The organism is Nucisporomicrobium flavum (genome assembly GCF_016464385.1).
Classification (GTDB): Bacteria; Actinomycetota; Actinomycetes; order Mycobacteriales; family Micromonosporaceae; genus Actinoplanes; species Actinoplanes flavus_A.
In genome coordinates this window covers 192,396-210,479 of the sequence record NZ_JADMLH010000013.1, presented here as the reverse complement: position 1 = coordinate 210,479, position 18,084 = coordinate 192,396, and the positions used below count along the sequence as shown (strand labels likewise).

17 protein-coding genes are annotated in these 18,084 nt (G+C 71.5%); 8 read left to right on the top strand and 9 right to left on the bottom strand.

Going from position 1 to position 18,084, the window contains the following annotated elements; all coding sequences use genetic code 11:
- Window positions 1-39: 39 nt before the first annotated feature.
- Entirely contained in the window at window positions 40-1,047 is a 1,008-nt protein-coding gene (locus tag IT780_RS28340; protein ID WP_199514837.1) for a LacI family DNA-binding transcriptional regulator, read from the top strand.
- A gap of 3 nt (window positions 1,048-1,050) precedes the next feature.
- Here the strand turns inward: IT780_RS28340 and IT780_RS28335 are convergent, their stop codons facing one another.
- From IT780_RS28335 to IT780_RS28305, 7 genes are all read right to left on the bottom strand, one after another.
- Complete coding sequence (locus IT780_RS28335; RefSeq protein ID WP_199514836.1) at window positions 1,051-1,863, bottom strand: MerR family transcriptional regulator; 813 nt, start codon at window positions 1,861-1,863, stop codon at window positions 1,051-1,053.
- Complete coding sequence (locus IT780_RS28330) at window positions 1,863-2,354, bottom strand: GyrI-like domain-containing protein (protein ID WP_199514835.1); 492 nt, start codon at window positions 2,352-2,354, stop codon at window positions 1,863-1,865. Before IT780_RS28330 ends, IT780_RS28335 begins: the two co-directional genes overlap by 1 nt.
- 95 nt (window positions 2,355-2,449) lie before the next feature.
- Complete coding sequence (locus tag IT780_RS28325; RefSeq protein ID WP_199514834.1) at window positions 2,450-3,487, bottom strand: hypothetical protein; 1,038 nt, start codon at window positions 3,485-3,487, stop codon at window positions 2,450-2,452.
- Between the two features lie 46 nt (window positions 3,488-3,533).
- Window positions 3,534-4,034, bottom strand: coding sequence for a helix-turn-helix domain-containing protein (locus IT780_RS28320; protein ID WP_199514833.1), 501 nt, complete (start codon window positions 4,032-4,034; stop codon window positions 3,534-3,536).
- Window positions 4,031-7,015: a glycosyl hydrolase 115 family protein gene (locus tag IT780_RS28315; protein ID WP_199514832.1), complete on the bottom strand. Its 2,985-nt coding sequence runs from the start codon at window positions 7,013-7,015 to the stop codon at window positions 4,031-4,033. The genes IT780_RS28320 and IT780_RS28315 overlap by 4 nt, the downstream gene beginning before the upstream one ends.
- Window positions 7,016-7,023: 8 nt before the next feature.
- On the bottom strand, window positions 7,024-8,316 hold the full coding sequence (locus tag IT780_RS28310; protein WP_199514831.1) for an SGNH/GDSL hydrolase family protein: 1,293 nt from the start codon (window positions 8,314-8,316) through the stop codon (window positions 7,024-7,026).
- Between the two features lie 18 nt (window positions 8,317-8,334).
- Window positions 8,335-8,472: a hypothetical protein gene (locus tag IT780_RS28305; RefSeq protein ID WP_199514830.1), complete on the bottom strand. Its 138-nt coding sequence runs from the start codon at window positions 8,470-8,472 to the stop codon at window positions 8,335-8,337.
- Window positions 8,473-8,655: 183 nt separating this feature from the next.
- On the opposite strand from IT780_RS28305, the gene IT780_RS28300 reads away from it, so the two are divergent.
- The 4 genes from IT780_RS28300 to IT780_RS28285 all read left to right on the top strand — a co-directional run bounded on the left by IT780_RS28300 (window position 8,656) and on the right by IT780_RS28285 (window position 13,059).
- A complete protein-coding gene (locus IT780_RS28300) occupies window positions 8,656-9,699 on the top strand; it encodes a LacI family DNA-binding transcriptional regulator (RefSeq protein WP_199514829.1) in 1,044 nt (347 codons plus the stop codon).
- Between the two features lie 222 nt (window positions 9,700-9,921).
- Complete coding sequence (locus tag IT780_RS28295; RefSeq protein ID WP_307831426.1) at window positions 9,922-11,244, top strand: extracellular solute-binding protein; 1,323 nt, start codon at window positions 9,922-9,924, stop codon at window positions 11,242-11,244.
- A complete protein-coding gene (locus IT780_RS28290; protein ID WP_199514827.1) occupies window positions 11,241-12,161 on the top strand; it encodes a carbohydrate ABC transporter permease in 921 nt (306 codons plus the stop codon). The genes IT780_RS28295 and IT780_RS28290 overlap by 4 nt, the downstream gene beginning before the upstream one ends.
- Before the next feature lies 1 nt (window position 12,162).
- The gene (locus tag IT780_RS28285) at window positions 12,163-13,059 is read left to right on the top strand and encodes a carbohydrate ABC transporter permease (protein ID WP_199514826.1); all 897 of its coding nucleotides are present in this window, start codon (window positions 12,163-12,165) and stop codon (window positions 13,057-13,059) included.
- 198 nt (window positions 13,060-13,257) lie between these two features.
- Here IT780_RS28285 and IT780_RS28280 read toward each other — a convergent pair whose 3' ends face one another.
- Entirely contained in the window at window positions 13,258-14,619 is a 1,362-nt protein-coding gene (locus IT780_RS28280) for a cation:dicarboxylate symporter family transporter (protein ID WP_199514825.1), read from the bottom strand.
- 79 nt (window positions 14,620-14,698) lie between these two features.
- Here IT780_RS28280 and IT780_RS28275 point away from each other — a divergent pair, with 79 nt between their 5' ends.
- The 3 genes from IT780_RS28275 to IT780_RS28265 are packed head-to-tail and all read left to right on the top strand — an operon-like array spanning window position 14,699 to window position 17,661.
- Entirely contained in the window at window positions 14,699-16,276 is a 1,578-nt protein-coding gene (locus tag IT780_RS28275) for a sensor histidine kinase (protein ID WP_199514824.1), read from the top strand.
- Entirely contained in the window at window positions 16,273-16,986 is a 714-nt protein-coding gene (locus tag IT780_RS28270; protein ID WP_199514823.1) for a response regulator, read from the top strand. Before IT780_RS28275 ends, IT780_RS28270 begins: the two co-directional genes overlap by 4 nt.
- Window positions 16,987-16,995: 9 nt before the next feature.
- The gene (locus IT780_RS28265) at window positions 16,996-17,661 is read left to right on the top strand and encodes a VOC family protein (protein WP_199514822.1); all 666 of its coding nucleotides are present in this window, start codon (window positions 16,996-16,998) and stop codon (window positions 17,659-17,661) included.
- A gap of 2 nt (window positions 17,662-17,663) precedes the next feature.
- Here IT780_RS28265 and IT780_RS28260 read toward each other — a convergent pair whose 3' ends face one another.
- Entirely contained in the window at window positions 17,664-17,948 is a 285-nt protein-coding gene (locus IT780_RS28260; protein WP_233413631.1) for a hypothetical protein, read from the bottom strand.
- Between the last annotated feature and the right edge of the window lie 136 nt (window positions 17,949-18,084).

The following is an 18,084-nucleotide window of genomic DNA, read 5'->3' as shown; positions in this document are numbered from 1 at the left end:
TTCCGAGACTCGATCCCGAAACTTACGTAGGAGGCGTCCGTGGCCCGCGTGACCATCGCCGCGATCGCCCGGGAGGCCGGCGTGTCGGTTCCCACCGTTTCCCGTGTCCTCAACGGGCGCGCCGACGTCGCCCCGCAGACCCGCGAGCTGGTGGAGAACCTGCTCAAACAGCACGGGTACCGGCGGCGCGCGTCCCGCCAGCCGACCGGCAAGGCCGCCCTGGTCGACCTGGTCTTCAACGACCTCGACAGCCCCTGGGCGGTCGAGCTGATCCGCGGCGTCGAGGACGTCATGCACGCCGCGGGAGTCGGCACGGTCGTCTCCGCCGTGCACCGGCGCTCCGCGGCGACCCGCCAGTGGATGCAGAACCTGTACGCCCGCCAGTCCGACGGGGTCATCTTCGTGACCTCGGACCTGACCACCCCGGTCTACGCGGAACTGCAGCGGCTCAACATCCCGGTCGTGGTCATCGACCCGGCGGGCGGCGCGCCCCTGGACATCCCCACCGTGGGCGCCACCAACTGGGCGGGCGGCCTGTCGGCGACCCAGCACCTGACGTCGCTGGGCCACCGCCGCATCGGCTTCATCGCCGGCCCGAAACACCTCATCTGCAGCCGGGCCCGCCTCGACGGCTACCGCACCGGCCTCGAGTCGGTCGACGAGTCGCTCATCCGCCAGGGCGACTTCCTGTACGAGTCCGGCTTCGCCGGCGGCATGTCGCTGCTCGAGATGGACGACCGCCCGACCGCCATCTTCGCCTCCAGCGACACGATGGCCCTCGGCGTGTACGAGGCCGCCCGGCACAAGGGCCTGCGCGTGCCCGACGACCTCAGCGTGGTCGGCTTCGACGACCTGCCGGAGGCCCGCTGGGCGTCCCCGCCACTGACCACGGTGCGCCAGCCCCTCGCCGAGATGGGCGGCCTGGCCGCGCGGACCGCGCTGCGGCTGGCCCAGGGCGAGGACATCCAGACCCCCCGCGTGGAGCTGGCGACGGAGCTCATCGTGCGCGACAGCACCGCCCCGCCCAAGAACGCGCCTCAGGACTGAGGGTCAGCGGAACGGGAAAGCGACGTCGCAGACGAGGTCGTCCGGACCGGCCGTCCCCGGGTCGGCGGGGTAGCCGTACACCTCGCGGGGCGGGGCGACCACGGTGTGGCCGTGCTCGCGGACCCAGCGGGCGACGGTGTCGTAGACCGAGAGGATCTGCGGCGGCTCGAAGTGACCCTTGACCACCGGGATGTACGCCTCCCGGTGGGCCGGTTCCGTGCGGACGGCGGCGTCGGGGCGGACCGGTACGCACACCTCGACCGGCCCGTCGGTGTCCTCGCCGACGTCGCCGTGGAAGACCACGAAGCGGGGACCGGCCGGTCCCCCGCAGCGCTCGGCCACGCCGGTCAGCCGCGCGGTCGCCTCCCGGATCCAGCCGAGGTCCGGGGCGGTCACGTAGCGCATCTCGCTCAGGACGTGCTGCTCGGCGACGTCGCGGACCGACACCGGCCAGGCGCCGTCCGGGGCCGGCGTCTCGGCGGCGAGGTTGCGCACCAGGCGGTCGGCGAGCTCGCGCTGCGCGGCGAGCCGGCGTTCCACCGCGGTCCAGTAGCCGGCGAGCCGGTCGGCGGCCTCGGGGCCGGGCGCCCCGACGATCTCGGTGATCTGGGTGAGCGGCATGTCGAGCCGGCGCAGCAGGGCGATCAGGCGGGCGGCGTAGAGCTGACGGCCCGCGTACCGCCGGTATCCGGTGGCCGGCACCACCTCGGCCGGCTGCAGCAGCCCGATCCGGTCGTACAGCCGCAGGGCCCGGATCGACAGCCCGGACCGGCGGGCGAACTCGCCGATGGTGAGCAGGCCGGGCCCGGCGGCCATCAGGCGACCGGGAAGGCGACGTCGAAGACCTCGTCGTCGCCGGTGGCGGCGCCGAAGTCGGTCCAGTAAATCTCGCGCGGCGCGTGGGCCACCGTCAGCCCGTTGTCGAGAACCCATTTCTCGACCGCCTCGTAGACCCCGCCGAGCTCCCCGGTGACGACCTGGGACTTCGTCACCCGGGCGTACGCCTCCCGGTGGGCCGGAACGGTCCGGTCGCCACCGGCCGCGACGGTCGCGCAGACCTCGACCTCGGTCGGCGCCTCGTTCGGGTTGCCCTCGTAGATGGTGACGAACACCGGCTCGTCGGGGTGGGCGGGCCGCTCGAGGAAGGGCCAGTCCCTGGTGCCGAGCAGCCCGCCCGCGGCGCGGGCCCGTTCGGCCACCCGTGCCATCGCACCGGGCAGCCACGCCTGCAGGTCGGCCTGGCCGACCACCCGCATCTCCGTCACGACGTGCTGGTCGGGCACGTCCCGCAACCGGATCTCGACCATGAGCCACCTCCGCGTCCCCGGCGGCGCACCGTGCGCCGCCGGAGATCAGGATGGAGTCTCCACCAGGGTCCGGGTCAAGCGAACCTGCCAGGATGTCAATCGGTGACCCGCGGTGCGGTCTTCGCCGCTTCCTTCAGGGCCTTCGCCGCGCTCGAGTACGGGTTGTATGTGTACGACCGCGCCGGCGTCCCCGGCACGGTGAAGTACTCCACCGAGAGCTTCGCCGGGTCGGTGGCGAGCTCGCCGCGGCCGGGCAGGTCGTCGCCGTCGTCCCAGCCCCACGGCGCGTTGGCCGAGTTGGTGCCGCAGGAGAACGTGCCCACACCGCAGCCGCCCGAGGTGTCGCCGGCGAACGTGCCCAGGTTGGCGAAGAGGTCGGCGTTCGCGCGCTGGGCCCACAGGCCGCCGTCGGCGAAGATGTCGATGAGGGCGTACTGCACGTCGCGGTCGTTGGTGCTCGAGGGCGTCTGGGCGGTGGTCGACGGGTAGTAGACGAGCCCGTCGCCGTTGATCGTGTACTGCGGGTACGCCTTGAGCCCGTGCCCGCGCGCCTCCTGGGCGGTCACCGGGTGCTGGAACGAGTCGTGCGGCGAGCTCTGCATCTGCAGGGTGCCGTCGATGCTCTCCCGGCCGCTGGTCCAGGTGCTGCCCGCCGGGGCGTACGAGTAGAAGTTGGTGTGCGCGACCGTGACGGCCGAACGCAGCACGCCGTACTCGGTGTCGTTCTTCTCGATCGCGAGCATGACGCCCTCGCCGTCGTTCTCGTGCTCGGTCTCGAAGAACGGGTGGTCGATCCAGTCGCGGGGGTGGAAGAAGAAGTACGTGATGTACCAGTGGCTGCCGGTCTCGACGAGGGAGTAGTAGACGTGCGCCGCGAACGACGCGCCGGACTGGGCGGCGTTGTCCCAGTTGTTGCGCCCGCGGAGATCGCCGTCGAAGTCGACCCTGGTGAGGTAGTCCGACTTCCCGCCCAGCGCGTGGCTGCCGGTGGCGTCGACGTCCTGGTAGTGGATGGGGGCCCAGCGCAGCGCGAGCTCGGCCCGGCTGACCGCCGCGTGCGCCGGGGCCGGCGCGAAGAGGCCGGTGGTGGCGAGTGCGGCGGCCAGCGCGGCCGCGATCCTGCCGACGGACATGTGTTCTCCCGCGATCGAAGAGATAGATCGCGAGCAATCTATGAGATCAGCGGCTTCCGGTACATGTCCGCTGGACGACGTACGGGTGGAGCCCTGCCGACAAATCCGCGGCGGCCTCCGCGCCGAGGTCCTTGCGCACCAGATGCAGGCACAGGTCGACCGCGGCGCGCTGGTCCGGCGCGGTGAGCACCGGGTCGTCGTCGACGAACCGTACGCCCGCCGCGACGCGAACCCGCGGGAACCGCCGGGTGAACGCGGCCGCCTGTCCCTCGTGGACGGCGACCCGCCGGCCGTCGAGCAGGCCGGTCGCCGCCAGGCTCGCGACGGCCGGCCCGGCGGCCAGCACCCGGCAGCCGCGCCCGGCAGCCGCGCGGAGCCGGGCGGCGAGCCCGGGCGCGCAGCAGCCGGCCGGCGCGACCGCCACGATGTCGGCCTCCTCCAGCACCGCCGTGGCGGTGAACAGCGGGCCGGCGAACACCGTCCGGTAGACCGCCACGAAGTCCGCGCGGGTGGCCGGCGGGGCGAGCACCGCCACGGTGGTGGTCATCGGCCGTACGCCCGGCTCTCCGGCGGGCCGAGGTAGCTGTACTTCACCCCGCCGGTGTCGACGACGAGCTTCTGCAGGATCACCGTCGGGTCCACCATCCAGAACTTGAGGGTGTGCGTACCCGCGCGGTCGATCGTGTGCGTGGTCGTCGTGACGTTGACATTGTCGGACGTGTTGCGTTCCCACTGCCGGTTCATCGTGGTGGCGTTGGCGCCCGTGGCGGCGGTGATGTCCACCGTCTGCGGCGCCTGGTCGTCGACCGAGATCGCGTACCGCAGGCCGGGGGTGGGCAGCGTGTCGTTGCGCGGCGAGAGCACGGCGGAGACACGGACGGGTCCGGTGGTGGTCAGCGTCATCGCGTACTCGAGCCGGGCACCGTCCCCGCCCAGCGGTGTGAGGCCGTCGCCGGTCTTGGCGATGCGGGGCAGCAGCTGCCACTGGCCGACCTTGCGGGTGTAATGCGGGGCGAGCATCGACACGTACCCGTTGGCCTCGGCGAAGCCGGACGGGCGCAGCGCCGGCTTGCGGACCGGGGCCTGGACCACGACCTGCTCCCCCGCCCCGCTGATCGTGATGGGCACGCTCGTCGTGCCGGCCGGGGCCCGGGACCAGTCGACGCGGACGGTGGCCCGCACCTCCTTGCCCACCCGGCCCGCCGCGGGCGTCACGCGCACCCACGGCTTGCCCGCGGTGATCCGGTACGCGAACGGCGTCGTGCCCTTGTTGAACACGTCGATGTACTGCTGCGGCTGCGACTGCCACGGGCTGAACTCCGGCAGCACCTGCGCGTCCCCGCCGTCGAGGGCGACGCCGAGCCCCGCCGCCGCGGGCACCTCGATGCGCTTCAGGTACGGGTAGATCTCGTCGGGCAGCGCGACGTTGTCCTTCTCCGGCTGCTGCCAGGGCGCGTTGGGGCCGTACCGTTCGACGTTGCCGTACCCGATCTTCGGTTGCAGCTGCCAGTTCTTCCACTTCCCGCCGGCCAGGCCGGTGTTGTAGTAGTCGTTCATAGCCTGGTCCTCGGCGAAGCGCGCCTCGGCGACGTCGGCCAGGTCGTTGGTGGACGCGCGGCCCTGCGCGGCGTAGAGGATGTTGGTGAACTCGGCGCGCCGCAGCGCGTACAGATTCGCCGTGCCCTTCACCTGGTAGTACACGAGCTGGTAGAAGGCGTCCTGCCAGGCGGCCGGCACGAGGCGGCGCAACCGGTCGGCGCGGGCTCCGAGCACCTGCCACTCGGCGGTGACCCGGTCCATCTCGCGGTAGTCGGTGAGGCTGAACGGGGTGCCCTGGTCGTCGTACACGATCTCGTTGGTCGTGGGGTTGAAGGTGATCCGCCGGTTCAGCAGTTCCGGCTTGCGGCGCGACTGCAGGTAGCCGTAGTCGGCGAGCAGGTCGGCGATGGCCGGGGCCAGCGCGGGACCGAAGTTCTGCGCCGCGTACTGCCGCTCCCACTCCCCCAGCTTGTGCAGCGGGATCGCGTTCGGGTTCCAGGCGTAGTCGAGGAAGAACTGCAAGGGTTCCTCTTCGTTCTTCATGTCACCGACGTTGACCATCCAGAGCCGGTCGATGCCGGACGTGTACGCCCGGTGCAACTGCTCCCACGTGTTCGTGAGGTTGACGGTGTCGACCCACTTGTAGTTGCGCCCGCCACCGACGTAGTCGAAGTGGTAGTACATGCCGTACCCGCCGCTGCGCTCCGGCATCGACGCGTCCGGGAACTTGCGCATGTTGCCCCAGTTGTCGTCACAGAACACGACCGTGACGTCGTCCGGCGGGCGGTAGCCCTGGTCCCAGTAGCGCTGGACCTCCTTGTAGAGGGTCTGCACCTGGGGGGCGCCGATCAGGCCGGTGTCGCGCAGGATCTGCCGCTGGGTGTCGATGATGGAGCTCATCAGGTCGATGCCGTCGCCGTCGGGCAGGCTCACGTCGCCGTTGCCACGCATGCCGAGGGTGATGACGCCCTCGATCTTGTCCCGCGCCATGCGTTCCGCGCCGTCGCGCCAGTACGCCTTGATCGCGTCGGAGTTGCGCCGGAAGCTCCACTCGCCGTTGCCGCCGTACGGGTCGGTGCCGTTCTTGGCGTGCCGGTTCCACTCCTCGATGCCGCGCATCATCGGCGCCTCGTGCGAGGTGCCCATGACCACGCCGTAGTACGAGGCGGTGGCGTGGTTCTGCGGGTCGTCCTCGGCGAACGCCCGGCCCCACACCGCCGGCCACAGGTAGTTGGCGCGCAGCCGCAGCATGGCCTCGAACACCCTGGCGTAGTACGCGGCGTTGAGCCCGCCCGGATAGCCGGGCGCCTTGCCGGGGCCGAAGTAGCCGGGAGCCCAGGTGCCGGTGGCGGGGTTCTCGTCGTTGATGAAGAAGCCCCGGTACTTCACCGCGGGGGTGCCCTGGGTGTGCCGGCCGGGCAGGGCGTACAGGGCGTCGCGGTGGCGCACGGGGACGTCGTCCCAGAAGTGCCACGGGCTGATGCCGATCCGCTTGGACAGGTCGTACGCGCCGTAGATGGTGCCGCGCTGGTCGCTGCCGGCGATGACGAACGCGCGCCGCACGCCCGGCAGCGGGTGCTCGACGATCTGTTCGACCGTGGTCTCCCACTTGCCCGCCAGGCCGCGCACGTCGAGGCGGCCGGCGGCGACCATCCGGTCGATCAGCGGGCTCTTGCCGACCGTGCCGAGGATGATCGGGTCGCGGCCGGCGGGCAGCGTGTCGTGCCCGACGGCCGGCCGGACGCCGGTGACCTTCTCGAGGTCGGTCTGCAGGTCGTCGGCGACGCGGATGACGCCCGCGTGGTCGCCGGCGCTGACCACGATCGGGGCGACCCGGCCGCGGTCGGCGATCGGGAAACGGCCGGGGCCGGGGTGGGTGGAGACGTAGCCGCCGAGGTCGTCGGCGCCGGGCCTGCCGTGGGCGGACGCCGCGGACGGTACGGCCACCAGCGGCAGCAGGAGGGCGGCGAGGGCGAGGAAAGGTCTCATGGCGCGTCCTAACGGAAGAAGCGCAGGGGCACGGCCGCGGCCATGGCCGCCATGCCGGCGTCGTTGGGGTGCAGGTGGTCGCCGCTGTCGTACGCCGGGTTCAGCCGCAGCGGCTGGGCGGGATCGCGCATCACCGCGTCGAAGTCGATGACGCCGTCGTACTCGTGGCCGTGCCGGATCCAGGCGTTGAGCTCCTGACGCTTACGCTCGTTCTCCGGCGTGTAGAAGCCGAACGTGTCGCCGTAGAAGGGCAGGATCGTGCCCGCGTACGCCCGCAGCCCCGCCTGGTGCGCGCGGGCGACGAGCTGGCGGTGGCCGGCGATGAGGTCCGCGGCCGACACGGTCTCCGAGGCGGGCGCGGTGGTGCCCGGGTGCCCGAGGTCGTTCACGCCGAGCAGCACGATCAGGTACTGGGCGCCGGGCTGGGCGAGCACGTCACGGTCGAAGCGGCGCAGCCCGCTCTGGCCGAAGTACGCCGCGTACGCCTCCGCGTCGCTGCCGGCCGGGGGGTTCGGGTCGTGCAGCAACCGGTTGCCCGACACGCCGAGGTCGACCACGCCGCGGTCGACGCGCGCGGCGCGCAGCCTCGCGGCGAGCAGGTCGGGCCAGCGGTGGTTGGCGTTGGTCTCGGTGTTGGCGCCGTTGGTGATGGAGTCGCCGAGCGCCACGATCGCGCCGGAGCGGCGGCGGACGCTGACCCCGGTGAGGAACAGGTCCTGGGTGACCGTGGACTGCGCGGTGACCGTACGCGCCGCCGTGACGTTGCCGGCGGCGATCACGTTCTCCTGGTACGAGAACGCGGCCAGCGTGGTGACCGGGGTGCGCTGCGGGAAGTAGATGCTGATGAGAAGCTCGGACCCGTCCTCGACGCGCAGCGGCACCGGGTCGCTGACCAGCGGCGCGCCGGCCGGCACGGTCGCCGAGGCGTGACCGCTGAAGGTGACGCGCCGGTCGGTGCCGGGGACGGCGGCGGTGCTCGCGCCGGCGCCTTGGCGGCGGGCGACGTGGACCTCGCCGACGATGAGCGGCGCGGTCCCGAACTCGTTGGAGAGCCGGATCCGCAGCTGGTCGCCGCCGAGGCTGAGGTGCGCCACGTGCCGGACGGTCTGCCGCTCGAGCACGGCCGGCGCACCGGGCGGGATGGTGGTGGGCACCGCGGCCCAGCTGGCGGTCCAGCCGCCGGCTGCGGGGGTGTCATGCGCTAGCGCGGGCCGCGGCGCGGCGGCGACGGTGGCGGCGCCGGCGGCGGCCACGAGGACGGTGCGGCGGGAGGCGCGACCGCCGGTCGGGGATGCGGGCATGGGGTCTCCTGGCCTCGGTCACGCCGGAACGGACCGACTGTCGCGGTCGGAAGTTTCGGAAATGAGGTGGCAACTTCCCGCAACATAGACGTCCATCCAAGTCCGGTCAAGAGCGCCAACCACCTGCCCATCGGCCTTCTTGATCAGCGATTCCACCGGTCAATGGTCCACATTGTTACCCGTTGACCACTCCGGCATTGCTGGCCTATGTTCCGGGCACGTAACGGAAACTCCCGAAAGTTTCGGGGCCGAGCCCGTGAGGACATCAATGATGATCAAACCTTTACCGGTCCTCGTGTCCGCCGCGCGCCCCGCGGTCCCCACGGCAGCAGTCGGATCATGATCGTGGACGACAACCGGCGGGTCACGATCTCCACCATCGCCCGTGCCGCCGGCGTCTCGGTGCCCACCGTCTCCCGCGTCCTCAACGGGCACTCCGACGTCTCCGCGCAGACCCGGGCCCGGGTCGAGCAGCTGCTGCAGCAACACGGCTACCGGCGGCGCAACTCGCGCCAGCAGACCGGCCGCACCGGGCTGCTCGACCTCGTCTTCAACGACCTCGACAGCCCCTGGGCGGTGGAGATCATCCGCGGGGTGGAGGACGTGGCGCACGCCTCAGGGGTGGGTACGGTCGTCTCGGCCGTGCACCGGCGGCCCATGGCGACCCGGCAATGGCTGCAGAACCTGCGCGCCCGCTCGTCGGCCGGGGTCATCTTCGTCAACTCCGAGCTGACCGCCACGGTCTCCACCGAGCTGACCCGGCTGGGCATCCCGGTCGTGGTGGTGGACCCGGTGGGCAACTCCGAGTCGGACGTGCCGACCATCGGGGCGACGAACTGGGCCGGCGGGCTGAGCGCCACCGAGCACCTGGCGAAGCTGGGGCACCGCCGGATCGGCTTCATCGCCGGTCCGCGGCACGTGATGTGCAGCCGGGCGCGGTTCGACGGGTACCGCGCCGGCATGGAGGCGGCCGGCCTGCGGGTGGACGAGGACCTGATCCGGCAGGGCGACTTCTACCACGAGTCCGGGTACGTCCGCGGCGCCGAGCTGCTCGCCCGCCCGGACCCGCCCACCGCAATTTTCGCCGCCAGCGACCAGATGGCCCTCGGCGTGTACGAGGCTGCGCGCCGGCGCGGGATGCGCGTACCGGACGACGTCAGCGTGATGGGCTTCGACGACCTGCCCGAGGCGCGCTGGTCGTCACCGCCGCTGACCACCATCCGGCAGCCCCTCGCGGAGATGGGCGGGCTGGCCGCGCGGACCGCGTTGCGCCTCGCCCAGGGCGATCGCGTGTCGGCCCCCCGGGTCGAACTGTCCACCGAGTTGATCTTGCGCGACAGCACCGCACCGTACCGGAAGTTTCGGGGGTCGACCGACGCCTAGGAGAGACCCGTTCGTGACCTTGTCGAGACCGGCCGTGGGAGCGATCCCACCCGCACTGGAGTCGTCTTTCATGTTGCGGGAGGAAGGGCGTTGAGACCCTTGACACACCACTGCTGAAACCCTACGTTAACGAAATCTCTCGATAACTTACGAGCTCTTTTCGAAACTTCCGGTACAGGTCGGCAAGCCGTGTCAGAGCGGCTAACGAGTATGGAGACAACCGTGGAGCTATCCCGTCGTAACTTCCTCAATCTCGCCGCCGGGGCGGGCGCCGCGTCGGCGCTGGCCGCCTGCGGCAGTTCCGGGCCCGGCACGTCCAGCGGGGGCGGCTCAGGTTCCGCGACCTACTGGTACCTGACCGGCCAGCCCGGTGAGGGTATCCGCAAGAACACCGTGGACCGGTTCAACAAGGCGAACCCGGACAGCAAGATCACCGGTACGGCGTACCAGAACGACGCGTACAAGACGAAGATCAAGACCGCCATCGGCGCCGGCCAGGCCCCCACCGTCATCTGGGGCTGGGGCGGCGGCGGCCTCAAGAGCTACGTCGAGGCCGGCCAGGTCGAGGACCTCACCGACTGGTTCGGGCAGAACGCCGCGATCAAGGACCGGCTCTTCCCGTCCTCCTTCGGCCCGGCCACGATCAACGGCAAGATCTACGCGATGCCGGCCGAGACCGTCGCCCCGATCGTCCTCTTCTACAACAAAGAGGTCTTCGAGAAGAACGGCGCCCAGCCCCCGCAGAGCTGGGGCGACATCATGAACCTGGTGACGCTGTTCAACGGCAAGGGCATCGCGCCGTTCTCCCTCGGCGGGCAGTCGCGGTGGACGAACATGATGTGGATGGAGTTCCTCTTCGACCGCATCGGCGGCCCCGAGCTGTTCCAGGGCGTCTTCGAGGGCAAGCCGAACGCGTGGTCGGCCCCGGGTGCGAAGGAGGCGCTGACCGAGCTGCGCAAGCTCATCGACGCCAACGGCTTCGTCAAGGGCTTCTCCTCCATCACCGCCGACTCCAACGCCGACCAGGCGCTGCTCTACCGCGGCAAGGCCGCCATGATGCTGCACGGCACGTGGACGTACGGCAGCATGGCCAACGACGGCGGCAAGTTCGTCAAGGACGGCAAGCTCGGCTGGATGAACTTCCCGGGCGTCGACGGCGGCAAGGGCGACCCGACCAACACGGTCGGCAACCCCGGCCAGTACTACTCCATCTCCTCCAAGGCCACCGCGGAGCAGAAGGAGACGGCGAAGAAGTTCTTCAAGGACGCCGTGCTGTCCACCGAAGAAGTGAAGGAGTGGGTGGACTCCGGCGCCGTCCCGGTGGTCAACGGCACCGAGGCGACCCTGGGCGCGTCCAAGGACGCCGAGTTCCTCAACTTCGTCTACGGCATCGCCAGCAAGGCCAAGACGTTCGGGCAGTCCTGGGACCAGGCGCTGAGCCCGACCGCCGCCGAGGCGCTGCTCGACAACATCGCGAAGTTCTTCCAGAAGTCGATCGGCCCCGACCAGTTCATCGCGAACATGAACGGGACCATCGGCAAATGACAACTGTTGCTCCGCCGCCGCTGCGGGTGGACCGGCCCACCTCCAGCGGCGGGCGGAGCGGCGGCGTCGCCTGGATGGCGGTGCCGGCGCTCATCATGTTCCTGATCTTCGGGGTCGTCCCGCTGGTCGGCGTGCTGGCACTGAGCTTCGCCCAGTGGGACGGCATCGGCGAGATCAAGCCTGCCGGGCTCGACGCCTGGCAGTCGGTGCTCTCCGACCCCGGACTGCCGCACGCGCTCTGGGTCACGTTCCTGATCATGGCGTTGTCCTGGCTGTTCCAGACGCCGCTGAGCCTGCTCATCGGCGTCTTCCTGGCCGGCCACGAGCGGTACCGCGAGTGGCTGGCGGTGCTGTACTTCATCCCGCTGCTGCTCAGCTCGGCCGCGCTGGCGATCACGTTCAAGGCGCTGCTGGACCCGAACTTCGGGCTCGGCTCGGGCCTGGGCATCGAGTTCCTGAACCAGGACTGGCTGGGCGAGAGCAAGCTGGCCGTGGGCGTGGTCGTGTTCGTGGTCTCCTGGCAGTTCATCCCGTTCCACTCGCTGATCTATCAGGGTGGCGTCCGGCAGATCCCGCGGGCGATGTACGAGGCCGCGCAGATCGACGGCGCGGGCCGGATGCGGCAGTTCTTCAGCATCACGCTGCCGCAGCTCAAGTACACGATCATCACGTCATCGACGCTGATGGTCGTCGGCTCGCTGACGTTCTTCGACCTCATCTTCGTGCTCACCGCGGGTGGACCGGGCGACGCGACCCGGGCGCTGGCGCTGGACATGTACCAGCGCGGCTTCATGGCCGGTCTCATGGGCCCGGCGAGCGTGATCGCGGTGATCCTGGTCCTGGTCGGCCTCGGGCTCGCGCTCGGGCTGCGGCGACTGGGCGGCCGTGGTGACGAGAGCCAGCTGGAAGGGGCCTGACATGACGACGCTGACGACCGGCGCCCGCACCGCGGACGCCCAGCAGCAGCAGGAAGCCCCGCGCCGCCGCGGGCGCCGCGGGATGGCCCGCAACTGGATCGGCGGCACGCTCGGCTGGCTGTGGCTCCTGATCGTGCTGGTGCCGATCTACTGGATCGTCATCACCAGCTTCAAGACGCAGAGCACCTACTTCGTCGAGAACCCCCTGGTGCCGGCGAAGGACCCGACGCTCGAGAACTACCGGCTGGTGCTCGAGGCGGGCTTCGTCCGGTACTTCATGAACAGCGTGATCATCACGATCGGCGCGGTCGTGCCCGCCGTGGCGATCTCGTTCATGGCCGCGTACGCGATCGTGCGCGGCAGCGGCAAGCGCTTCCTGCGCTGGACCAACTCGCTGTTCCTGATGGGCCTGGCGATCCCGCTGCAAGCGGTGATCATCCCGGTGTACCTCATCATCATCAAGCTGAAGATGTACGACACGCTGGGCGCGATCATCCTGCCGTCCATCGCGTTCGCCATCCCGCTGTCGGTGCTGGTGCTGACCAACTTCATCCGCGACGTGCCGAAGGAACTCTTCGAGTCGATGCGGATGGACGGCGCCACCGAGTGGGGCACGCTGCTGCACCTGGCGTTCCCGCTCACCCGTCCGGCGCTGGTCACCGTGACCATCTACCACGGCCTGACCATCTGGAACGGGTTCCTGCTGCCGCTGGTGCTCATCCAGAGCCCGGACAACCGGCCGCTTCCCCTGGCGCTGTGGAACTTCCAGGGACAGTACGGCACCAACTTCCCGGCGATCCTCGCCTCCGTGGTGCTGACCACGCTGCCGATCCTCGTGATGTACGCGGTCGGCCGCCGGCAGCTCCTCAGCGGTCTGACGGCGGGCTTCGGCAAATAAGGACCACCCCACCGCACCTGGGGCAATCGGGTGGGCGCGGAGGGGTGGCGGTACCCGGGGCGGACCGGGACCGAAGTCGCGGGGCGGGGGGGGGGGGGGGGGGCCCCCCCGGGGGGGGGGGGGGGGGGGGGGGCCCGGGGGGGGGCGGGGCCCCGGGGGGGGGGGGGGGGGGGGGGGCCCCCGCCCCGCGACGCTTTCTCAGGCGTTCGCGCCGACGGGCCGGTCCACGGGGGCCGGCCCATCGGCTTCCTCGTGCTCGTCCAGCATGGTGGCCTCGTCGAACGGGTCCTCGCCGGCCAGCACCGCAAGGGCCCGCTCGCGGTCGAACTCCTTCGTCCAGGTGCCGATCAGCACCGTCGCGACCGCGTTGCCGGCGAAGTTCGTCAGCGCCCGCGCCTCGGACATGAAGCGGTCGATGCCCACGATCAGGCCGACGCCGTCGAGCAGCTCCGGGCGGTGGCTCTGCAGGCCGCCCGCGAGCGTCGCCAGGCCCGCGCCGGTCACGCCCGCCGCGCCCTTCGACGCCACGATCATGAACAGCAGCAGCGACACCTGCTCCCCCACCGACAGCGGGTCGCCCATCGCCTGGGCGATGAACAGGGACGCCATCGTCAGGTAGATCGCCGTCCCGTCCAGGTTGAACGAGTAGCCGGTCGGCACGGTGATGCCGACGACCGGCTTGCTGACGCCGGCGTGCTGCATCTTCGCGATCAGCCGCGGCAGCGCCGACTCCGACGACGAGGTCGACACGATCAGCAGGAACTCGCGGCCCAGATAGCGCAGCAGGCTGAGGATGTTGATCCGGGCGACCGCCCACAGCAGCGCCCCGAGCACCACGAAGACGAAGATCGCGCAGGTGGCGTAGAAGCCGAGCATGATCTGCGCCAGGCTCTTCAGCGCGTCGACGCCGGTCGCGCCGACCACCGCGGCCATCGCGCCGAACGCCCCGATCGGCGCCAGCCACATGATCATCGCCAGGATCTTGAAGACCAGGCGCTGGATCGTACCGATCGCGCGGAGCACCGGCTCGCCACGCGTACCCATGGACTGCAGGGCGAAGCCGACGAGCAGGGCCACCAGCAGGGTCTGCAGCACCTCGCCGTCGGTGAGCGCCGACAGCAGCGAGGTGGGGATGATGCCGAGCAGGAAGCCGGCCGTACCCTCCGCCGGGGTGTCGCCGACGGCCTTCTGTCCCTGCGCGGCGGCGGCCGCGTCCAGGTGCAGCCCGGAACCGGGGTGGATGAGGTTGCCGACGACCAGGCCGATCGCCAGCGCCACCGTGGACATGACGAGGAAGTAGCCGAGCGCGAGCCCGCCGACCCGGCCGACCTTGGCGGCCTGGCGGACCGAGCCCACGCCGAGCACGATCGTGCAGAAGATGACCGGGCTGATCATCATCTTGATGAGGTTGACGAAGCCGGTGCCGATCGGTTTGAGCTCGACGGCGACGTCCGGGAAGAGGAGACCGACGGCGATGCCGAGCAGGACGGCGGCGATCACCGCCAGATAGAGGTAGTGGGTGCGGTCCCGCCTGGCCCGCGGGGCGATCTGGGTGTCCATGCCGCAGACTGTGGCCCGCGTCTCACCTTCGGGGCACCATTACGTTCATTCTGTTCATGCCCCTCACTGGCAGGAGCCCATGAGACGACGCTGGAGCATCGCGGGGCAGCTGTTCGCGCTGCAGGTGCTGGTGGTGACGCTGCTCGTCGGCAGCGCGACCGCGGGCGCCGTGCTGCTCGCCCGCCGCGACGCGCGCAGCGCCGCGATCGAGAAGGTGACCGCGCTGGCCGAGGCGATCGCCCGCTCCCCCGCCGTGGCGGACGCGTTGCGCTCGCCCGACCCGGTCGGGGCGCTGCAGCCGTACGCGGAGTCCACCCGCCTGGCCACCCACACGGACTTCATCGTGGTGATGGCCCCCGACCGGACCCGCTACACCCACCCCACCCCGGCGCTCATCGGTCAGCGCTTCGCCGGGTCGGTGGCCGGGGCGCTCGCCGGCGGCAGCGTCGTCGAGGAGTACCGCGGCAGCCTGGGTGACTCCTGGCGCACGGTCGTCCCGGTGCGCGGCGAGGACGGCGCGATCATCGGGCTGGTCGCGGTCGGCATCACCACCGAGGCCATCAACCGCACGCTGCTGCGGCAGCTGCCGATGGTGGCCGCCGCGACCGGCATCGCCCTGCTGCTCGCCGCCGCGGGCTCCTGGCTGCTGAGCCGCCGGCTGCGGCGGCAGACCCACGGGCTCGGCCCGGCCGAGATGACCCGCATGTACGAGTACTACGACGCGGTGCTGCACTCCGTCCGCGAGGGCCTGGTGGTGGTGGACCGCGACGGCACCGTGGCCCTGGTCAACGACGAGGCCCGGCGGCTGCTCGGGCTGAGCGGCGACGCACCGGCCGAGGGCCCGGCGGCCGCGCTCGGCCTGCCGCCGGGTGCCGCCGAGCTGATCGCGTCGCGGCGGCCCACCTCGGACGAGCCGGTGCTGGCCGGGGACCGGGTGCTGGTGGCCAGCCAGCGCGAGACCCGCTTCGAGGGCCGCACGCTGGGCACGGTGCTGACCCTGCGGGACCACACCGAGCTGCGCGAGCTCACCGGCGAGCTGGACTCGGTGCGGGGCCTCACCCAGGCGCTGCAGGCCCAGGCGCACGAGGCCGCCAACCGGCTGCACACCGTCCTGACGCTGGTCGAGCTGGGCCGCGCCGACGAGGCGATCCGGCTCGCCACCGACGAGCTCGCCGCCGCCCAGCAGCTCACCGACCGGGTGGTGGCCGCCGTGGAGGAACCGGCCCTGGCGGCCCTCCTGCTCGGCAAGTCCGCCCAGGCCGGCGAGCGCGGCGTGGAGCTGATCGTGGACGAGGACTCCCGGGTGGACGGTGAGCCGGTACCCGCCCGGGACCTGCTGACCGTGGTCGGCAACCTGGTCGACAACGCGCTCGAGGCGGTGGCCGGCACCGAACCGCCCCGCAGGGTCCGCGTCCTCGTCCGCCAGGACGGCACCGGGGTGCTGATCCGGGTACGCGACACCGGTCCGGGCCTCACCCCGGACCAGGCCGCCGCGGCCTTCCGCCGCGGCTGGTCCACCAAGCCGGGCCAGGGGCGTGGCATCGGCCTGTCGCTGGTCCGGCAGGTCGCCGAGCGGTACGGCGGCACGTACGCGATCACGACCGACGCCGAGGCGGGCGGGGCGGTGCTGACCGTCCGGCTGCCGGTGCCGTCATGAGCGTCATCCGGGTGCTGGTGGTCGACGACGAGCCGTTGATCGCCGAGGCGCACCGCGCGTACACGGAGAAGGTCGAGGGTTTCGCGGTGACCGGCGTGGCGCACACGGCCCGCGACGCGATGGCGGCGCTGCGGGCCGGCCCGGTCGACCTGGTCCTACTGGACCTGAACCTGCCGGACAAGCACGGCCTGGAGATCGCCCGGGCGCTGCGCGCGGCGGGCAGCGGCACGGACGTGCTCGCGGTGACCTCGGCGCGGGACATCGCGATGGTCCGCCAGGCGGTCGCCCTGGGCGTCACCCACTACCTGCTGAAGCCCTTCACGTTCGCGGCCTTCCGCGACAAGCTCGACCGGTACGCCCGCTACCGCAGCCAGCTCCGCGCGGCGGCCGAGGTGTCCGCGCAGCACGAGATCGACCGGGTCTTCGCCACCCTGCGCGGCGCCCCGCCGGACACCCTGCCGAAGGGGCTCGACGCCCGGACCCTGGACCTGGTGCTGGGCGCGCTGCGCGAGGCGGCCGCGGAGGGCCTGTCGGCGGCGGAGGTGGCTGCGCGGATCGGCGCCTCGCGGGTCACCGCCCGGCGCTACCTGGAGCACCTCGCCGACGCCGGCCGGGTGGTGCGCAGCCCCCGGTACGGCGGCCCGGGCCGCCCGGAGGTGGGCTACCGCCCGGCGAATATATCGACTGCGGGCGACGCGCCACCGGCCTAGGGTCGCGGGATGACCAGCGATCTGGACGCGATCTGTTTCCGTGCGCACGATCCGGCGGCGCTGGCGCGGTTCTGGGCCGGCCTGCTGCGCCGGGAGGCCGAGGGCGACGGCACGCTGGCGCCGGCGGCCGACGGCGGCTTCCGCCTCAGGTTCGTGCGCAGCGACGAGCCGAAGATCGCTCAGAACCGGGCACACTTCGATCTCACGAGCGAGTCGCTCGAGGAGCAGCGGGAGACCGTGGCCCGCGCGCTCGAGCTGGGCGGGCAGCACACCGACGTCGGCCAGCTGCCCGAGGAGGAGCACGTGGTGCTCGCCGACCCGGAAGGCAACGAGTTCTGCGTGATCGAGCCGGGCAACAAGTTCCTCGCCGGCTGCGGGTTCATCGGGGCGCTGTCCTGTGACGGTACGCCGCAGGTCGGCCGGTTCTGGGCCGCGGCGCTGGGCTGGCCGCTGGTGTGGGACCAGGACGAGGAGACCGCGATCCAGGCGCCGGGCGGCGGGCCGAAGATCACCTGGGGCGGGCCGCCGTACATGCCGCGCCGGGGCGCCGACCGGCTGATCCTCGAACTCACCGCTGCCGACTCCGACCGGCTGATCTCGCTCGGGGCGACCCGCACCGGCCCCGGGACGATGACCGACCCCGACGGCAACGAGTTCCGCCTGCTGACGCGGTAGCGCTACGCCAGGTCGCGCAGACCCTGCTCCCAGCGTTCGCGCCGCTGGTCGAGGGTTTGCTCCCACCACGGGGTGCCGCGCTCGCCGAGGGCCACCTTCGCCGCCTGCACCCGGGCGCGGGCCGGCGCGGTGTCCTCCCCCGCCCGTAACGCCGCGCCGACGTCCCGGCGGGCCGCCATCAACGCCCGGCGCAACCGTGCCGCCTCGTCCTCGGGGATGGCGGGGTCGGTCGCGCGCCAGCGACGGCCCTCGATCACCACGAAGTGACCGTCCTCGGTGGTCTCCACTGCGCCATCGTGCCCCTTCCGCCGGCCACCCTCCATGATCGCCGCGCGCGGGCCGGCCGGCCCGGCAATTCAGACATGTAAATTCTTCACTTCATGGCTGTTCAACCTTCAAGCTCTCCGCCAAGCTATTGAGATC